We start from the raw sequence: 15,349 nt of genomic DNA on the forward strand, positions 1-15,349 counted from the left end.
CCGGCGCCGCTCAGAGCTCGCCCGTCTGCAGGCGCCAGAGCGCCGCGTAGGCGCCGCCGCGCGCCAGCAGCTGCTCATGCGTGCCGCTCTCAACGATGCGGCCGCGCTCCAGTAGGTGGATGCAATGGGCTTGGCGCACGGTGGACAGGCGGTGGGCGATGACGAGCGTGGTGCGGCCCTGGCTGACCACGTTCAGCGAGCGCTGGATGGCGGCCTCGGTCTCGTTGTCGACAGCGCTGGTCGCCTCATCCAAGATCAGCAGCGGCGGGTTCTTCAAGATCGCGCGGGCCAGGGCCAGGCGCTGGCGTTGGCCGCCGCTGAGCTTCTGGCCGCGCTCGCCGACGCGGGTGGCGAAGCCCAGGGGCAGGCGGGCTATGAACTCCAGGCTTTCGGACAGGCGCGCGGCCTCATGGATCAGCGCGTCGCTGGCCTCAGCCATGCCGTAGGCGATGTTCTCGGCGATGGTGCCGTCGGTCAGGAAGCTGTCCTGGGCGACATAGCCGATGCAGCGGCGCAGGTCCTGCAGATTCAGCTCCGAGATCGGCCGGCCATCGAACAGGATGCGGCCTTGCTGCGGTTCGTAGAAGCGCAAGAGCAGCTTGACCAGGGTGGACTTGCCCGAGCCGGTGCTTCCGACAAAGGCCACGGTCTGGCCGGCTGGCACCTCCAGATTCAGGTCCTGCAGCGTGGGCTGCTCGGCGTAGGCAAAACCCACGCCTTCGAAGCGCAGGGCCGCGCGCGCCTGCGCCACCGGGAAATGCTCGCCCTCGTAGGCAATGCGGATGGGGGTGTCCAGCAAGCCCAGGGCGCGCTGGGTGGCGGCCATGGAGCGCTGGTACATATCGGCCACCTCGGCCAGGCGGGTCATGGGCCAGAGCAGGCGCTGGGTCAGGAAGACCAGCACCGAGTAGGCGCCCACGGCCAGATCGCCGTGAATCGTCAGCCAGCCGCCGTAAACCAGGGTGGCGGTGAAGCCGGCCAGGATGCCCATGCGGATCACCGGGGTGATGGCCGAGCTCAGGCGAATCGCACGGGCGTTCGACTCCAGATAGCCCTGGCTGGCCTGGGCGATGTGATCGGCCTCCAGCTTCTCAGTGGCAAAGGCCTTGATGGTGGCCAGGCCCAGCAGGTTGTTGTTGAGCCGGGCCGAGACATCACCGGCCGCTTCGCGCACCTCGGCATAGCGCGGCGCCAGGCGCTTCTGGAACCAAAAGGTGCCGAACAAAATCGCCGGCACCGGCAGCAGGGCGATCAGGGCCAGGCCTGGCTGCAGAGCAAAGAAGACCGCGCTGACCATCAGCGAGGAACAGACCACCTGGATGATCTGGTTGGCGCCGCCGTTGAGAAAGCGCTCGAGCTGGTTGATGTCGTCGTTGAGGATAGACATCAGCGAGCCGGTGCGCTGATTTTCGAAGTAAGCCAACTCCAGCTTCTGCACATGGCCGTAGGTGTCCAGGCGCAGCTCATGCTGGATGTTCTGGGCCAGGCCGCGCCACTTCAACTCCAGCAGGAACTCGAACCAGGATTCGCCCATCCACACCACCATGTTCAGCGCACCGAGGAAGAGCAGCTGCTGCCATGTGTCGGTGATGCCCACGCCGACCAGGATGTTCTTGGCCAGAAAGCTCTGCTCGCCGCGCACCACCACATCGACCGCGGCGCCGATCAGCACCTCGGGCAGGATATCGAAGAACTTGTTGAGGATGGAGTACAGCGTGGCCGCACGGATCTCGCGGCGGTGGCCCTGGGCATAGGCAAGCAGGCGTTTCAGGGGATGCATGGGGAACTGGGCAAGGGTTGTTGATTCGAGTGGCATCAGACCGGCGCTGGCTGCAGATGCGGCGCCTCGCCGCTGCGCCACTCAAAGAGGATCTGGTCATGCCACTCACCCTGGATGCACATGCTCTGCGCCGTGCGGCCGTAGGGCGTGAAGCCATTGCGCTCCAGCACACGCACCGAGCCGAGATTGCCGGCCCGCGCCACGGCCTCGATGCGCCAAAGGCCCAGCTCGGCACGCGCCCGCTGCAGCAGTTGGGCGACGGCCCGGCTGGCGATGCCGCGGCCCTGCCAGGGTTCTCCGATGCGATAGCCGAGTTGGGCGCGGTTGAAATGCTGGCGCTGCACGGCCGTCAGATTGATGCGGCCGACGATCTCGCCGCCCAACTGCAGCACAAAGCCGTAGGCCTGATCGGCCAGGCGCTGCGCGCGTGCCTCGTCCAGCGAGGCACGCACGGCCTCCAGCCGGTAGTAGGACGGCGCGCGGGCATTGATGCGCGCTTCAAAAAAGGCGCGGTGCTGCAGTTCAAACGCCAGCAGCTGGGCCGCGTCCACGTCTTCCAGCTGGTGCCAGCTCAAGTCATCGGTGCTCATGGCGCGCACTCTAGCAAGCGCCGGGCGTGAGCCGTTCGTACCAGGGCGCAGAGCGGCTCATTTCATGGCCGCGTCATCGCCGGCTTTCATGCTGCCGGCTTCTTTCCTCTTTGCATTCTCTGGAGCTCCATCTCATGAAAGCCTCTGTCCTGAGCCTTGCCGTCCTGCTGAGCCTGGGCACTGCCCTGCCTGCCCAAGCATGGAACACCCTGAGCGGTGACGCCCCCATCGTCATCGGCCACCGTGGCGCCTCGGGCTACCGCCCCGAGCACACCCTGGAGGCCTACAGCCTGGCCATCGCCCAGGGCGCCAACTTCATCGAGCCCGATCTGGTCATGACCAAGGACGGCGAGCTGCTGGCCCGCCACGAGCCTCTGCTGGCCCGTGTGGACCTGAATGCCGATGGCAGCATCAAGCTCGTCAACGGTGCGCCGGTGCTGAACCGCACCGACAGCAGCACCAATGTCTGGGAGCTGAGCAAGTACGCCAACCGCCTGACGGTCAAGACCGTGGACGGCCAGAAGGTCGGTGGCTGGTTTGCCGAAGACTTCACGGCCGCCGAGATCCGCAGCGACATCCGCGCCCAGGAACGCCTGCGCGATCTGCGCACCGGCAACAACAGCTACAACAATCAGTTCGTGATCCCGACCCTGCAAGAGGTGATCGACCTGGCCAAGGCCAAGTCCATCGAGACCGGTCGCACCATCGGCATCTATCCCGAGACCAAGCACCCGACCTACTTCAAGAACTTCACCGATGCCAACGGACTGAAGCGCATGGAAGACAAATTGGTCGAGACCCTGCACGCCAACTACGGCAACGACCGCAACGCGCCGGTGTTCATCCAGTCCTTCGAAGTCGGCAATCTGCAGTACATCAACGGCAAGACCGACATCCGCATCGCCCAGTTGCTCAACGGCAGCGGCCGCCCCTTTGACGACAACCGCAGCTACGCCGAACTGGCCTCCGCTGCCGGCCTGGACTTCATCAAGAGCTATGCCGATGGCGTGGGCTCCAACACCAATCTGATGATTGCCCTGGCCAATGGCAAGCTCGGGGCCCCCACCCAGCTGATCGCCAATGCCCACCAGCGCGGTCTGATCGTGCATGGCTGGACCTTCCGCGCCGAGAATGCCTTTCTGCCGAATGAATTCGACAGCAGCGCCGACCCCGCCGCTTTCGGCGACCTGACCGGCCAGATCAAGGCTTTTGTGGATCTGGGCATGGACGGCTTCTTCACCGACCAACCCGACCTCGGCGTCGCGGCCGTAGCCGCCATCGCCGCCGTGCCAGAGCCTCAGAGCTACGCCCTGATGCTCGCTGGCCTGGCCGGCATGGGCGCCTGGGTGCGCCGCCGCAAGCAGCACAAGGCGGGCTGAGTCCGTCGCTTTGGCCAGGAACAAAAACGGGGCCAATCGGCCCCGTTATCCATGGTGCTCGCCGAGGCCGCGGATGGGGGCGTCCGCAAGATCAGGCCAGGCCGTCTGTGCTTTTTGTGGCAGCGACCCCGTCAATCGACGACATGGGGATCAAAATCAGCCCAACTCGGTTCGACTCCTTCCGCACATGACGACGCGCTCGACTCCCCAGCTTCCACACCCAAGCCAGGCCGAGTTGGCCGACTTCCTGGCCCGGGAGTTTCCGCAATCCAAATGCAGCATCGAGGCGCTGGGGCCGCGCAGCGCGACAGTGCGGCATCCGGTCGGTGACTCGGAATTGCGGCCCGGCGGCACCGTGTCCGGGCCGGTGTTGATGACCGTGGCCGATGTGGCCTTGTACGTGGCCATTCTTGGCGAGATCGGCATCGTGCCACTGACGGTGACCACCAGCCTGAACATCAATTTTCTGCGCAAGCCGGCCGGTGACCGTGACATCCTCGGCGTCTGCACCCTGATGAAGCTGGGCCGAACCCTGGCGGTGGGCGAGGTCAGCCTGTACTCCGAGGGCAGCGATGAGCCGGTCGCGCATGTGGTGGGCACCTACGCCATTCCGCGCAAAGACTGAGGCCCACAAGACCTGACCCCACGGAGCGGAGCTTCACCGAGTTGAGCACAGGGTGCTCACTGGCCCTGCTGTTGGCAGGCTTTGGCAGCCAGTTGCTGCTGGCCACCTTGCAGGCACTGCACCGGCATTCGGTTGGAGCGACAGAGGTGCGAAATTCGCACACATGCGCCTTCACAAATTCGTCACACTGCCGATAACGCCAGGGGATCTCCCGGCCTGCCCGCCTCACCTCCTGCAGAAGTGAATGGGCGACGCCGGATCAGGGAAGAGGTCCTCCATCCATCAGGTCTGACTTGCACCCAGACGGAGCAGTCTCAGGCCTGTGCGTGGTTCAGCCATCCAGCGGCCAACACCGGTGTCCTTGCGCCGAGAGCCGCGCCCACAACACAAGGTTTGTCATGCGCAACAATCAGCCGGTCAGCCAACGGGAATATGACTTCCCGGCCGATGCCACCCTGATGTCCACCACGGATGTCAACTCCCACATCACCTATGCCAACGGCGCCTTTGTGGCCGTCAGTGGCTACAGCGAGGCCGACATCCTCGGTCAGCCCCACAACCTGGTGCGCCACCCCGACATGCCGGCGGAAGCCTTCGCCGATATGTGGGCCACGCTCAAGTCCGGCCAGTCCTGGACCGCCTTGGTCAAGAACCGCCGCCAGAACGGCGACCACTACTGGGTGCGCGCCAACGCCACGCCGGTGGAGCGCCACGGCCGCGTGGTCGGCTATATGTCGGTGCGCACCAAACCGCCGCGCGCTGAAATCCAGGCCGCCGAAACGCTCTATGCCGCCTTTCGTCAGGGTCAGGCCGGTGACTTGAGCTTCCACAAAGGTTTGATCGTGCGACGCGGTCTGCGTGGCGTGTTTTCACGCGGACTGCAGACTTGGTCGGTGCGAACCCGCATCTGGGCCGGCGCCTTGCTGATGCCCGTGCTGAGCCTGCTGGCAGCCAGCCAGCTCGGCTTGGCAACGGGCGCGCTGGCCGGCCTGGCGGGCATCCTGGCCTTGAGCTGCGGCCTGAGTGCCTGGTGGCTGCACAGCCAGGTTTCAACGCCGGTCGAATTGCTCGCTTCGCAGGCCCGCGCCATTGCAGCGGGCGATACCCACTCCAACATCCAGATGGACCGCGTCGACGAGATTGGCATGAGCATGCGCGCCATCAACCAGCTGGGCCTGATGTTCCGCTGGATCGTGGACGACGTCAGCGAGCAGGTGCTGACCGTGCGCACCGCCAGCAGCGAGATCGCGCAAGGCAACAACGACCTCAGCGCCCGCACGGAACAGGCGGCGTCCAGCCTGGAGGAAACGGCCGCTTCGATGGAGCAGATGAGCTCCACCGTGCGTAACAACTCCGACACCGCCCACCAGGCCACCCAGGTGGCCCAGGATGCGAGCCGCGTGGCCGAACAAGGCGGCGAGGTGGTCGGCCAGGTCAACCGCACCATGGAAGGCATCACCGCCTCCAGCCGCAAGATCAACGACATCATCGGCGTGATCGACGGCATTGCTTTCCAGACCAACATCCTGGCACTGAATGCGGCCGTGGAAGCGGCGCGCGCTGGCGAGCAAGGCCGCGGCTTTGCCGTGGTGGCGGCCGAGGTGCGCAGCCTGGCCCAGCGCAGCGCCGAGGCGGCCAAGGAGATCAAGACCCTGATCAGCGACAGCGTCGAGAAGGTCGAACATGGCGCCCGCCAGGTCGGCAATGCCGAGCGCACCATGGGCGAGATCGTCCAGCAAGTGAGCCAGGTCAGCCAGCTGATCACCAGCATCAGCCAGGCCAACCGCGAGCAGAGCACCGGCATCGGCCAGGTCACCGAGGCGGTCAACCACCTCGACCAGGTCACGCAGCAGAACGCCGCCCTGGTCGAGCAATCCACCGCCGCCACCGAAAGCCTGCGCAACCAGGCCGATCAGCTGGTGCGCGCCCTGGCCATCTTCCGCGCCGAGCCAGGCCGGCACTGAAGCCGCGCCGCGGAGCGCCTTGCCACCGCGGCCAGCAAGGTCGCGTGATTACTACCGCAGCTCACCGGCCACCCAGGCCGCACGCCAGCGCCGTCTGCAACGATGATCGGGGCTACTTCGCTCCCAAGCCCATCAGCAGACTGCATCGTGCGCCATGCCCCACGTCGAAACCCTCCCCGCCTTTGAACTCCTCGGCCTGAGTTGCCGCACCAGCAACGCCGCTGAAATGGACCACCAGCATCCCGAGCGCGCGCGCATCGGCCGGCTCTGGCAAGACTTTGCAGGCTCGGGCCTGCAAGGTGATGTGTTCGGGGCCTACTTCGACTACGCCGACCGCCACCACGCGGACTACCGCGTGCTGGCTGGCATCCGGGCGCCTCACAGCGCGGAAGAACGCAAGGTCAATGCCGGAGCCACCACCGACCGCCGCCTGCAGGTGCCGGCCGGCCGCTACCTGGTCTTTGAAGCCCAGGGCACTCTGCCCGAGGCTTTGATCCAGACCTGGGGCGAGGTCTGGGCCTATTTCGAGCAGCCGGGCGCGCCCGAGCGCGCCTACGGCGTGGACCTGGAGCGTTATCTGGGCCCGGGCCATGTGCAGATCTGCATCGGCCTGAAAGACTAGATCGAGACCCGGCGCACTGAAGAAGCTCGGTTCGAACAGCGGGCGCCACCAGACTCGTGGCACCCGCTTCGAGGCTCAGAAGTGAATGCCCTTCATCATCTGCTGCAGGGCGATCGCCTCGGCAGACAGCTGCGGCTTGGAGCCGGGCTTGGCGCCCTTGGCCGCATCGCTGTCAGGGAACATGCGGAAGCTGGTGTTCATGACGATCTGCGCGACACGCGGCACCAGGGCATGCATCAGCTCGCCGGTGATGCCCAGACGTGTGGCGATGCGCACCGGCTTGGCAATGCAGGCCTGCGCCACCATATCGGCCGCTTCTTCCGGCGCCAGCGTGGGCACGTTCTTGTAGATCTGCGTCGGCGCGATCATGGGCGTGCGCACCAGCGGCATATTGATGGTGGTGAAGGTCACGCCCAGGTCGGCATATTCGCTGGAGGCGCAGCGTGTCCAGGCATCGAGCGCGGCCTTGCTGGCCACATAGGCTGAGAAGCGCGGCGCATTGGTCAGCACGCCGATGCTGGAGATGTTGACCACATGGCCCTTCTTCTTGGCCACCATGCCGGGCAGCAGACCCATGGTCACGCGCAGGCAGCCGAAATAATTCAGCTGCATGGTGCGCTCGAAATCATGGAAGCGGTCGTAGCTGCTCTCGATGGCGCGGCGGATCGAGCGGCCGGCGTTGTTGATCAGGAAATCGACACCACCGAACTGTTCGGAGATGGCGGCAATCATGGCCGCGCAGCTTTCCTCGTTGGCGATGTCGGCCGAGTAAGCGTGCACCTGGGCTTGCGCACCAGCGGCCTCGCGGATCTCCTTCACCGCTTCGGCCAGCTTGATCTCGTCGCGGGCGCAGATCAGGGTGATGGCGCCGGCTTCGGCAAACTTCTTGGCCGCCGCCAAGCCGATGCCGGAGGAGCCGCCCGTCACCAGCACCACCTTGCCGGCGGTGGCACCGCGCAGGCTGCGGTCGATCGACAGATCGGGGTCGAGGTGGCGCTCCCAGTAATCCCACAGCCGCCAGGCGTAGTCATGCAGATTGGGGCAGGCAATGCCCGAGCCCTTGAGCGCGGCCTCGGTCTCGCGGCAGTCAAAACGGGTCGGGTAGTTGATGAAGGTGAACATATCGTCGGGCAGGCCGAGATCCTTCATCACCGCATTGCGGATGCGCCGCACCGGCGCCAGCGCCATCAGCCCCTTCTTGACGCTCTTGGGAATGAAACCGAGCAGGGCCGCATTGATGAAGAGATTCATCTTGGGCGCATGCGCGGCCTTGGAGAAGATGTCCAGCACATCGCCGACGCGGTAGCCGACCGGGTCGACCAGATGGAAACAGGCGCCACTCTTGCGCTCGCGGTGGGCGATGTGGTCGAGCGCGTTGACGACGAAATCGACCGGCACGATGTTGACGCGCCCGCCCTCCAGGCCGATCGAAGGCATCCAGGGCGGCAGGATCTGGCGCAGGCGCTGGATGGGCTTGAAGAAATAGTACGGGCCGTCGACCTTGTCCATCTCGCCGGTGCTGGAGTCGCCCACCACCATGGCCGGGCGGTAGACCGTCCAGGGCCGCTTGCACTCCTTGCGCACGATCTTCTCGCTCTCGTGCTTGGTCATGAAGTAGGGGTGATCGAGGCCCTCGGCCTCGTCGAACATGTCCTCGCGGAACACGCCTTCGTAGAGGCCCGCCGCGGCGATGGACGAGACATGGTGGACATGGCCGGCCTCGATGGCTTGGGCAAACTCGACCAGGCTGCGCGTGCCGTCGACATTCACCGCCACTTGCGAGGCCTCATCGGCCTTGAGGTCGTAGACCGCGGCCAGATGGAAGACATGGTCGATCTGGCCTTTGAGGCGCTTGAGGTCCTCCGCCGCCACACCGAGCTTCTTGCCCGTTAGGTCACCGAACACCGGCAGCGCGCGGCTGCTGTTCTTGGCCAGACCCCAAAAGGCCAGCAGCTCGGGCAGCTTGTCCCGGCTTTCTTCGCGCAGCAGGAAGTGAACCGTGCTGCCGCGCCGGGCCAGCAGCTTTTTGACCAGGCGCTTGCCGATGAAGCCCGTGGCTCCGGTGACGAAATACTGCTGCATGTGCATGTCTCCTGCGTAGGGGTGCGAGAACTCTTGTGCCTGGATTCTTGACCAAGTGAAAGCAGGCGCTGCTGCATGCTTTCCCGCACAGGGCTGCACAGCGCCCCATCCGGGCTTAGGTAGAGCGTACTGCCTAGCTTTCCCCGGTGCCAAATGCCAGCGGGGCGATCTATAGTGACCTCATCGCTGGCAAAGGCTGGCGACAATCCAACCAACGCTCTCCAAGGACTGACAACATGGTCAAGAAGCTTCAGAAAATGGCAGCCAAGAAAAACTCCGCTTCCAATGGAGCCTTCGGCGGCGCCCTGCCCGCCGGCCTGCTGGACAGCCAGCTGGCGCAGAGCGTGCGTGACTCCGCTCAACAAATCTGGGCCGCTGGCCTGGGTGCCTTCTCCAAGGCACAGGGCGAGGGTGGCAAGGTGTTTGAAGCCCTGGTCAAGGAAGGCCTGACCCTGCAGAAGAAAACCCAATCGGCCGCCGAAGAAAAGCTCGGCGCCATGGCCAGCAAGGTCAGCGGCATGGCCGGTGATGTCGGCAGCAAGGCCGGCCAGCACTGGGACAAGCTGGAATCGATTTTTGAAGAACGCGTGGCCCGTGCGCTCAAGCGCCTGGGCGTGCCCGCCGCCAAGGACATCGACGAGCTGATCGAGCGCATCGACGCCCTCAGCGACGCCCTGGGCCTGAAGGTGCCGGCCAAGAAGGCCGGCAAGGCCGCGGCACCCAAGGCCAAGGCTGCGGCCAAGCCGGCGGCTAAAACCGCCGACAAAGCCCCAGCCAAAGCGCCCGCCAAAAAGGCCGCTGCCAGCAAGGCACCCGCCCAGCCCTTCGCCAAAGCCGCGAGCAAGCCGGCAGCCAAAGCCCCGGTGAAGGCCGCTGCCAAGCCGGCCGCCAAAGCTCCGGTCAAGGCAGCAGCCAAAGCAGCCGCACCGGCGCCCAAGCCCGCCGCCAAGCCGCGCGCCAAGAAGGCCGCCGCCCCGGTGAGCGCCGCTGCCAGCGCCAGCCCGGCTGCCGCAGCCGCCGCCGAGGCCGGCACCGCCGCCTGATCGATCGACCGCCCGCCACGCGCACTCGCTGACTGTCCCACCGCCGCATGCCCACAGCCCGCCGCAAGCCCCGCTCGGCCCCCCCCGCCACGCCACCGCGCCGCTCCGGCCGGCCGCGCATCGGGCTGGCCCTGGCGGGCGGTGGGCCGCTCGGCGCGATCTATGAAATCGGCGCGCTCTGCGCGCTGGAAGAATCGATCACGGGCCTGGACTTCTGCGACTGCGACTCCTACATCGGCATCAGCGCCGGCGGCTTCATCGCCGCCGGCCTGGCCAATGGCATGGGCCCGCGCATGCTCAGCGCGGCCTTCATCGAGAACAGCGCCCCGGCACCCGACAGCTTTGACCCGGCCGAGCTCATGCACCCGGCCTGGGCCGAATACGGCGAGCGCCTGCGCCTGCTGCCCGGTCTGCTGAAATCTGCAGTTTGGGATCACTGGATGGAAGGCCGCTCGCTGATGGGCGCCTTCGAGCGCCTGGGCCGCGCCCTGCCCACCGGCCTGCTTTCAGGCGACGCGCTGGAAGCGCAGATCCGCCGCCAGTTCGCCCTGCCCGGCCGCAGCAACGATTTCCGCGAACTCGGCCGCCGCCTGGTGCTGGTGGCCACCGATCTGGACAGCGGCGAGGCTGTGCCCTTCGGTCTGCCCGGCTGGGACGATGTGCCCATCTCGCGCGCCGTGCAGGCCAGCGCCGCCCTGCCGGGCCTGTTCCCGCCGGTCAAGATCGCCGGCCGTCACTATGTGGACGGCGCCCTCAAAAAGACCTTGCATGCCTCGCTGCTGCTGCAGGAAGGCGTGGATCTGCTGATCTGCCTGAACCCGCTGGTGCCCTATGAATCGGACCGCGAGCATCCGCTGGCGCAACAGATGCCGGCACGGGGCCAAGGGCCCCAGGAAACCTCCATCCCCCACCTCGTGGACGGCGGCCTGCCCCTGGTGATGAGCCAGACCTTCCGCTCGCTGATCCACTCGCGGCTGGAGCTGGGCATGAAGCGCTACGAGCACACCCACCCCGGCACCGACATCCTGCTCTTCGAGCCCGACCACCGCGATGCCGAGATGTTCCTGGCCAACACCTTCAGCTACTCGCAGCGCCGCCATCTGGCCGAGCACGCCTACCAGACCACGCGGGCGCGCCTGCGCCGCCGCGCGCCCAAGTTGCAGGCCGCCCTGCAGCGCCATGGCCTCAGCCTCAACCTGGAAGCACTGAACGAGCCAGGCCAACGCCTGCTCAGCGAGCCCGCGGCCACCCGCACCGAAGATGCTCTGCGCCGCCTGCGCGCGGCCCTGAGCCTGCTGGAAGCGCGCCACGCCTGAGCGCACAGGCCGCTGCGGCGTGACCCCCGTCACGTTCGCGCCCTGCAGCCCCTCCAGCCAGGGGTATTCCCGCAGACCAGGCCTCGCAACAATGGCTTCCAGGGCCTCCGCACCGGCGGCCCGCCTCAAGGAAGTCCCCATGCGCACGATGCTCCTCTCCGCCCTGCTGCTCGCCACCCCGCTGCTCAGCCAGGCCGACAGCGCCAGCAATCTGGTGGTCAACGGCAGCTTTGAATCCGTGGTCATCAACTCCAGCAATCGCTGGGACATCTTCAGCAACATCAGCGGCTGGACTGGCGGCAGCGCCGGCATCGAGGTGCGCAACAACGCGGTGGGCCTGGCCCGCGACGGCGTCAATTTCGTGGAGCTGGACACCACGGCCAACAGCAGCATGTTCCAGACCGTGGCCACCCAGGCCGGCCAGCGCTACACCCTGAGCTTTTTCTACGCCGACCGCATCGGCAACAGCCAGGCCAGCAACGGCCTGGACTGGAGCCTGGACGGCAGCCACTGGAACGCGGTCAGCAGCGGCACCGGTGGCAACAGCCACGACTGGAAGCAGCTGCAGTTCGACTTCAATGCCACGGGCGCGACCACGCTCTACTTCCGCGCCAGCGGCAGCAGCGACCGTCTGGGCACCTCGCTGGACCAGGTCAGCATCACCACGGCCGTGCCGGAGCCGCAAAGCGCCGCCCTGCTGCTGGGCGGCCTGGCCGCGCTCAGCTTTCTGGCCCGCCGCCGGCGCCTGAACTGATCACAATCCGCACACCGGGACGTCGTGGGTCCTGAAACGACAAGAAAAGAAGAGAAGAGAAAAGCGGAACCAAAAAAGGGCGCCTCCTCGCGGGGGCGCCCTTTGCTTTTGCAGCGGCCGTGACTGCGGGCCTCAGCCGAGGTAGCGCGACTGCAGATGGGCCTTGAAATGCGCCGGATTCAGCGTCTCGCCGCTGGCGCGGCGCACCAGCTCGGGCGTCTCGTAGCGGCTGCCTTGCAGCCAGATGTTCTCGCGCAGCCAGTCGAACACCGGGGCCAGATCGCCGGCGGCGATGCGGGCGTCCAGGTCGGGCATGGCGCGGCACATGGTGGCGAACCATTGGGCGGCATACATGGCGCCCAGTGTGTAGCAGGGGAAGTAGCCGATCAGGCCGCAACCCCAGTGCACGTCCTGCATGCAGCCGTCCTTGTAGTTGCCACGGGTGTCCAGACCCAGCAGCTCCATCATCTTGGCGTCCCACAGGGCCGGGATGTCCTCGACCTCGATCTCGCCCTCGACCAGAGGCCGCTCGATCTCGTAGCGCAGGATCACATGGGCCGGGTAGGTCACCTCGTCAGCATCCACACGGATGAAGCCGGGGTTCACACGGGTCAGCAGGCGATTCAGATTGCCCGGCTCAAAAGCCGGCTGCTCGCCCAGATGGCGGCTGACCAGTGGGCTGAGCAGGCGGGCAAAGGCCGGATGGCTGCCCAGCTGCATCTCGAAAGACAGGCTCTGGCTTTCGTGCAAACCCATGGAGCGGGCCTGGCCCAAAGGCTGGCCCAGCCACTCGCGCGGCAGGTTCTGCTCGTAGCGACCGTGGCCGGTTTCGTGGATGGTGCCCATCAGGCTGGGCAGGAAATCGTCCTCGCGGTAGCGCGTGGTCATGCGCACGTCTTCGGGCACGCCGCCGCAGAAGGGGTGGCTGCTCTCGTCCAGGCGGCCGGCTTCGAAATCAAAGCCCATCAATCGCATGGCGTCCAGGCCCAGGGCTTTTTGCGCCGCTTGCGTGAAGGGGCCGACCGGGCGGATCACGGTCTCCTGCGCCTGCTTCTCGCGCACCTGCCGGATCAGGGCCGGCAGCCAGCTGCGCAGGTCGCCAAACACGCGGTCCACTTCGGCGCTGCGCATGCCGGGCTCGTACAGATCGAGCAGCGCGTCATAGCGCGACAGGCCCGTGCCATCGGCGAGCAGAGTCGCTTCTTCGCGGGTCAGACGCACGACCTCGCGCAGGTTCTCGACATAGCCGGCCCAGTCATTGGCCTGGCGCTGCGCGCGCCACGCATGTTCGCAGCGAGAGTTGGCCAAAGACTTGGCTTCGACCAGGCTTTGCGGCAAGGCGTTGGACGCGCGCCAGGCGCGGCCCATCTCACGCAGATTGGCGCGTTGGTCGGCCTCCAGGTTTTCCGCTGCGGCCTGCTCCAGCAGACTTTTGAGCTGCGGCTCGGTGGCCAGCTGGTGCAGCAGGCCGCCCATTTCGGCCAGGGCCAGCGAGCGCGCCTCATTGCCCTTGGGCGGCATATTGGCCGACTGGTCCCATTGCGCGATCGATTGCAGATGACCCAGGCGGTGCAGACGCTGGTGGCGCTGGAACAGTTCGGTGTAGGCGGGCGTGCTCATGAGGCGGTTCGCGAAGAGTTGGAACTGGGGCGCATTGTCCACGTTCGACCGGCCCGTGCCCCAAGTCAGGGCGCCGAACCCGGGAAGACCCAGATCAGGGCCGCCGTCATCAGCACATAGCGGCAGAACTTGCCCACCGCCATATAGGCCACGCAGGGCCAGAAGGGCAGGCGCAACCAGCCCGCCACGGCACACAGCGGATCCCCCACCCCCGGCAGCCAGCTCAGCAAACAGGCCTTGGCCCCGAACTGCTGCAGCCAGGCCAGGGCGCGCGGGTTGGGCGGAGCCCGCTTGACGCGGTGCTCGTAGGCCAGCTCGGCGCCTCGGCCCATCCACCAGCTGATGGCGCCGCCCAGGGTGTTGCCCACCGTGGCCACCAGCACCGCCGGCCAGAACATGGCCGGATCGGCCTTGACCAGCAGGAACACGGCCGGCTCCGAACCCAGGGGCAGCAAGGTGGCCGAGACCAGGGCGATCAGGAACACCGCCGGCAGGCCCACCGCCGGCAGCGCGGCCCAGGCCAGCAGGCCGTGAATCATGTTTTGCAAAGCGGTTTCCATCAAAGGCATTATCCTGAGGCCCGGATGAGCGCCCGCCCTACCTCCCCTGCCCCCCTGAGCCGAGCCTGGCAGCAGCATCGCCGCTGGCTGTGCCTGCTCGCGGGCTTGTGGCTGGGCGGCAGCTCGGGCGCCTGGGCCGAACCCGCCGTCTGCAAAACCTTGGTGGCCTCGGGCAACCCGCAATACCCGCCCTACCTCTGGCGCGATCCAGCCGATGAAAGCCGCCTGGTCGGCGCCAATGCCGACCTGATGCAGCGTCTGGCCCAGGAGCTGGGCGTGACCATCGAGATGCGCTACGTCGGCCCCTGGGGCCGGGTGCAGGAAGAGGCCAAGGCCGGCCGCATCGATCTGATCGCCGGGGCCTTCTGGACCCAGCCGCGCACCGAGTACATGGACTACTTCACCCCGGCGTTTCACCAGACACGCTCGGTGATCTGGGTGAACGCCAAGTCACGCCTGGTTTACCGCCAATGGAGCGATCTGGTCGGCCAGCAGGGCGTGACGGTCATCAACAACAGCTTTGGCGAGGCCTTCGACCGCTACGCCCGCCAAGCCCTCAAGATCACCCAGGTGGCCAGCCTGGAGCAGGCCATCCAGATGCTGCAGCGTGGTCGGGCCGATTACCTGATTTATGAAGACAGCCCCGGCCAGGCCTTTCTGGCCAAACTGGACATCCAGGGTGTGCGCATGCTCACGCCGGCCGTGGCCAATGAGGCCCTGCACCTGACTCTGGCCCACAAATCGCCCTGCAACACCGGCGAGCTGCGGGGACGTATCGCCCGCGCCCTGCACAAGCTGGCCGGCGCCAACCCGCTGCCCGAACTGCTGGACAAGAACATCCAGCTCTGGCGCCTGCACAGCCCGAACGTGAAATAAATAGCAGCGGGCCAAGCCGCCTGGACGGGCACCCGCGGCATATAATCCTGCCTCTTTTTTGGGCAGATTGAGGGCTGTGAACGGCTCGCCAGCTGCCTGCCAGTGCGGCCGCCGCGCTGGCGCCCCGCCGCTCCAACG

Annotated in this window: 13 protein-coding genes; 8 read left to right on the top strand and 5 right to left on the bottom strand. The window is 66.5% G+C overall.

The window, feature by feature from the left end:
* Positions 1-10: 10 nt before the first annotated feature.
* Positions 11-1,780, bottom strand: coding sequence for an ABC transporter ATP-binding protein (locus tag OOB33_RS22480; protein WP_271010298.1), 1,770 nt, complete (start codon positions 1,778-1,780; stop codon positions 11-13).
* Between the two features lie 35 nt (positions 1,781-1,815).
* Positions 1,816-2,370 carry a GNAT family N-acetyltransferase gene (locus OOB33_RS22485; protein ID WP_102768334.1) on the bottom strand — a complete coding sequence of 185 codons (555 nt, stop codon included), beginning with the start codon at positions 2,368-2,370 and terminating at the stop codon, positions 1,816-1,818.
* A gap of 134 nt (positions 2,371-2,504) precedes the next feature.
* On the opposite strand from OOB33_RS22485, the gene OOB33_RS22490 reads away from it, so the two are divergent.
* The 4 genes from OOB33_RS22490 (at position 2,505) to OOB33_RS22505 (ending at position 6,960) form a co-directional block, all read left to right on the top strand.
* Positions 2,505-3,749, top strand: coding sequence for a glycerophosphodiester phosphodiesterase (locus tag OOB33_RS22490; protein WP_271010299.1), 1,245 nt, complete (start codon positions 2,505-2,507; stop codon positions 3,747-3,749).
* A 187-nt stretch (positions 3,750-3,936) separates the two neighbouring features.
* Positions 3,937-4,374 carry a PaaI family thioesterase gene (locus OOB33_RS22495; protein ID WP_271010300.1) on the top strand — a complete coding sequence of 146 codons (438 nt, stop codon included), beginning with the start codon at positions 3,937-3,939 and terminating at the stop codon, positions 4,372-4,374.
* 398 nt (positions 4,375-4,772) lie between these two features.
* Positions 4,773-6,338 (top strand): methyl-accepting chemotaxis protein, encoded by a 1,566-nt coding sequence (locus OOB33_RS22500; RefSeq protein ID WP_271010301.1) that lies wholly within the window; start codon positions 4,773-4,775, stop codon positions 6,336-6,338.
* A gap of 154 nt (positions 6,339-6,492) precedes the next feature.
* Positions 6,493-6,960: a GyrI-like domain-containing protein gene (locus OOB33_RS22505; RefSeq protein ID WP_102766285.1), complete on the top strand. Its 468-nt coding sequence runs from the start codon at positions 6,493-6,495 to the stop codon at positions 6,958-6,960.
* Positions 6,961-7,035: 75 nt separating this feature from the next.
* Here OOB33_RS22505 and OOB33_RS22510 read toward each other — a convergent pair whose 3' ends face one another.
* Complete coding sequence (locus tag OOB33_RS22510; RefSeq protein ID WP_271010302.1) at positions 7,036-9,042, bottom strand: SDR family oxidoreductase; 2,007 nt, start codon at positions 9,040-9,042, stop codon at positions 7,036-7,038.
* A gap of 257 nt (positions 9,043-9,299) precedes the next feature.
* Between OOB33_RS22510 and OOB33_RS22515 the strand changes: the two genes are divergently transcribed.
* From OOB33_RS22515 to OOB33_RS22525, 3 genes are all read left to right on the top strand, one after another.
* Positions 9,300-10,085, top strand: coding sequence for a phasin family protein (locus OOB33_RS22515; RefSeq protein WP_333780349.1), 786 nt, complete (start codon positions 9,300-9,302; stop codon positions 10,083-10,085).
* Between the two features lie 47 nt (positions 10,086-10,132).
* Complete coding sequence (locus tag OOB33_RS22520; protein WP_271010304.1) at positions 10,133-11,401, top strand: patatin-like phospholipase family protein; 1,269 nt, start codon at positions 10,133-10,135, stop codon at positions 11,399-11,401.
* A gap of 139 nt (positions 11,402-11,540) precedes the next feature.
* Entirely contained in the window at positions 11,541-12,155 is a 615-nt protein-coding gene (locus OOB33_RS22525; protein ID WP_271010305.1) for a PEP-CTERM sorting domain-containing protein, read from the top strand.
* A gap of 132 nt (positions 12,156-12,287) precedes the next feature.
* Here the strand turns inward: OOB33_RS22525 and OOB33_RS22530 are convergent, their stop codons facing one another.
* Together OOB33_RS22530 and OOB33_RS22535 are read right to left on the bottom strand one after the other, a co-directional pair.
* Positions 12,288-13,775 carry a carboxypeptidase M32 gene (locus tag OOB33_RS22530; protein WP_271010306.1) on the bottom strand — a complete coding sequence of 496 codons (1,488 nt, stop codon included), beginning with the start codon at positions 13,773-13,775 and terminating at the stop codon, positions 12,288-12,290.
* 65 nt (positions 13,776-13,840) lie between these two features.
* Positions 13,841-14,335, bottom strand: a complete 495-nt coding sequence (locus OOB33_RS22535) for a YqaA family protein (protein ID WP_102766605.1) — start codon at positions 14,333-14,335, stop codon at positions 13,841-13,843.
* 24 nt (positions 14,336-14,359) lie between these two features.
* Here OOB33_RS22535 and OOB33_RS22540 point away from each other — a divergent pair, with 24 nt between their 5' ends.
* Positions 14,360-15,211 (top strand): substrate-binding periplasmic protein, encoded by an 852-nt coding sequence (locus OOB33_RS22540; RefSeq protein ID WP_102766282.1) that lies wholly within the window; start codon positions 14,360-14,362, stop codon positions 15,209-15,211.
* Positions 15,212-15,349 lie beyond the last annotated feature (138 nt).

The organism is Paucibacter sp. B51, from assembly GCF_027863535.1.
Taxonomy (GTDB): domain Bacteria; phylum Pseudomonadota; class Gammaproteobacteria; order Burkholderiales; family Burkholderiaceae_C; genus Paucibacter_A; species Paucibacter_A aquatilis.

Coding starts and splice junctions, on each gene's coding strand:
- OOB33_RS22480 (WP_271010298.1), bottom strand. CDS start 1,780: ATGCATCCCCTGAAACGCCTGCTTGCCTATGCCCAGGGCCACCGCCGC.
- OOB33_RS22485 (WP_102768334.1), bottom strand. CDS start 2,370: ATGAGCACCGATGACTTGAGCTGGCACCAGCTGGAAGACGTGGACGCG.
- OOB33_RS22490 (WP_271010299.1), top strand. CDS start 2,505: ATGAAAGCCTCTGTCCTGAGCCTTGCCGTCCTGCTGAGCCTGGGCACT.
- OOB33_RS22495 (WP_271010300.1), top strand. CDS start 3,937: ATGACGACGCGCTCGACTCCCCAGCTTCCACACCCAAGCCAGGCCGAG.
- OOB33_RS22500 (WP_271010301.1), top strand. CDS start 4,773: ATGCGCAACAATCAGCCGGTCAGCCAACGGGAATATGACTTCCCGGCC.
- OOB33_RS22505 (WP_102766285.1), top strand. CDS start 6,493: ATGCCCCACGTCGAAACCCTCCCCGCCTTTGAACTCCTCGGCCTGAGT.
- OOB33_RS22510 (WP_271010302.1), bottom strand. CDS start 9,042: ATGCAGCAGTATTTCGTCACCGGAGCCACGGGCTTCATCGGCAAGCGC.
- OOB33_RS22515 (WP_333780349.1), top strand. CDS start 9,300: ATGGCAGCCAAGAAAAACTCCGCTTCCAATGGAGCCTTCGGCGGCGCC.
- OOB33_RS22520 (WP_271010304.1), top strand. CDS start 10,133: ATGCCCACAGCCCGCCGCAAGCCCCGCTCGGCCCCCCCCGCCACGCCA.
- OOB33_RS22525 (WP_271010305.1), top strand. CDS start 11,541: ATGCGCACGATGCTCCTCTCCGCCCTGCTGCTCGCCACCCCGCTGCTC.
- OOB33_RS22530 (WP_271010306.1), bottom strand. CDS start 13,775: ATGAGCACGCCCGCCTACACCGAACTGTTCCAGCGCCACCAGCGTCTG.
- OOB33_RS22535 (WP_102766605.1), bottom strand. CDS start 14,335: ATGGAAACCGCTTTGCAAAACATGATTCACGGCCTGCTGGCCTGGGCC.
- OOB33_RS22540 (WP_102766282.1), top strand. CDS start 14,360: ATGAGCGCCCGCCCTACCTCCCCTGCCCCCCTGAGCCGAGCCTGGCAG.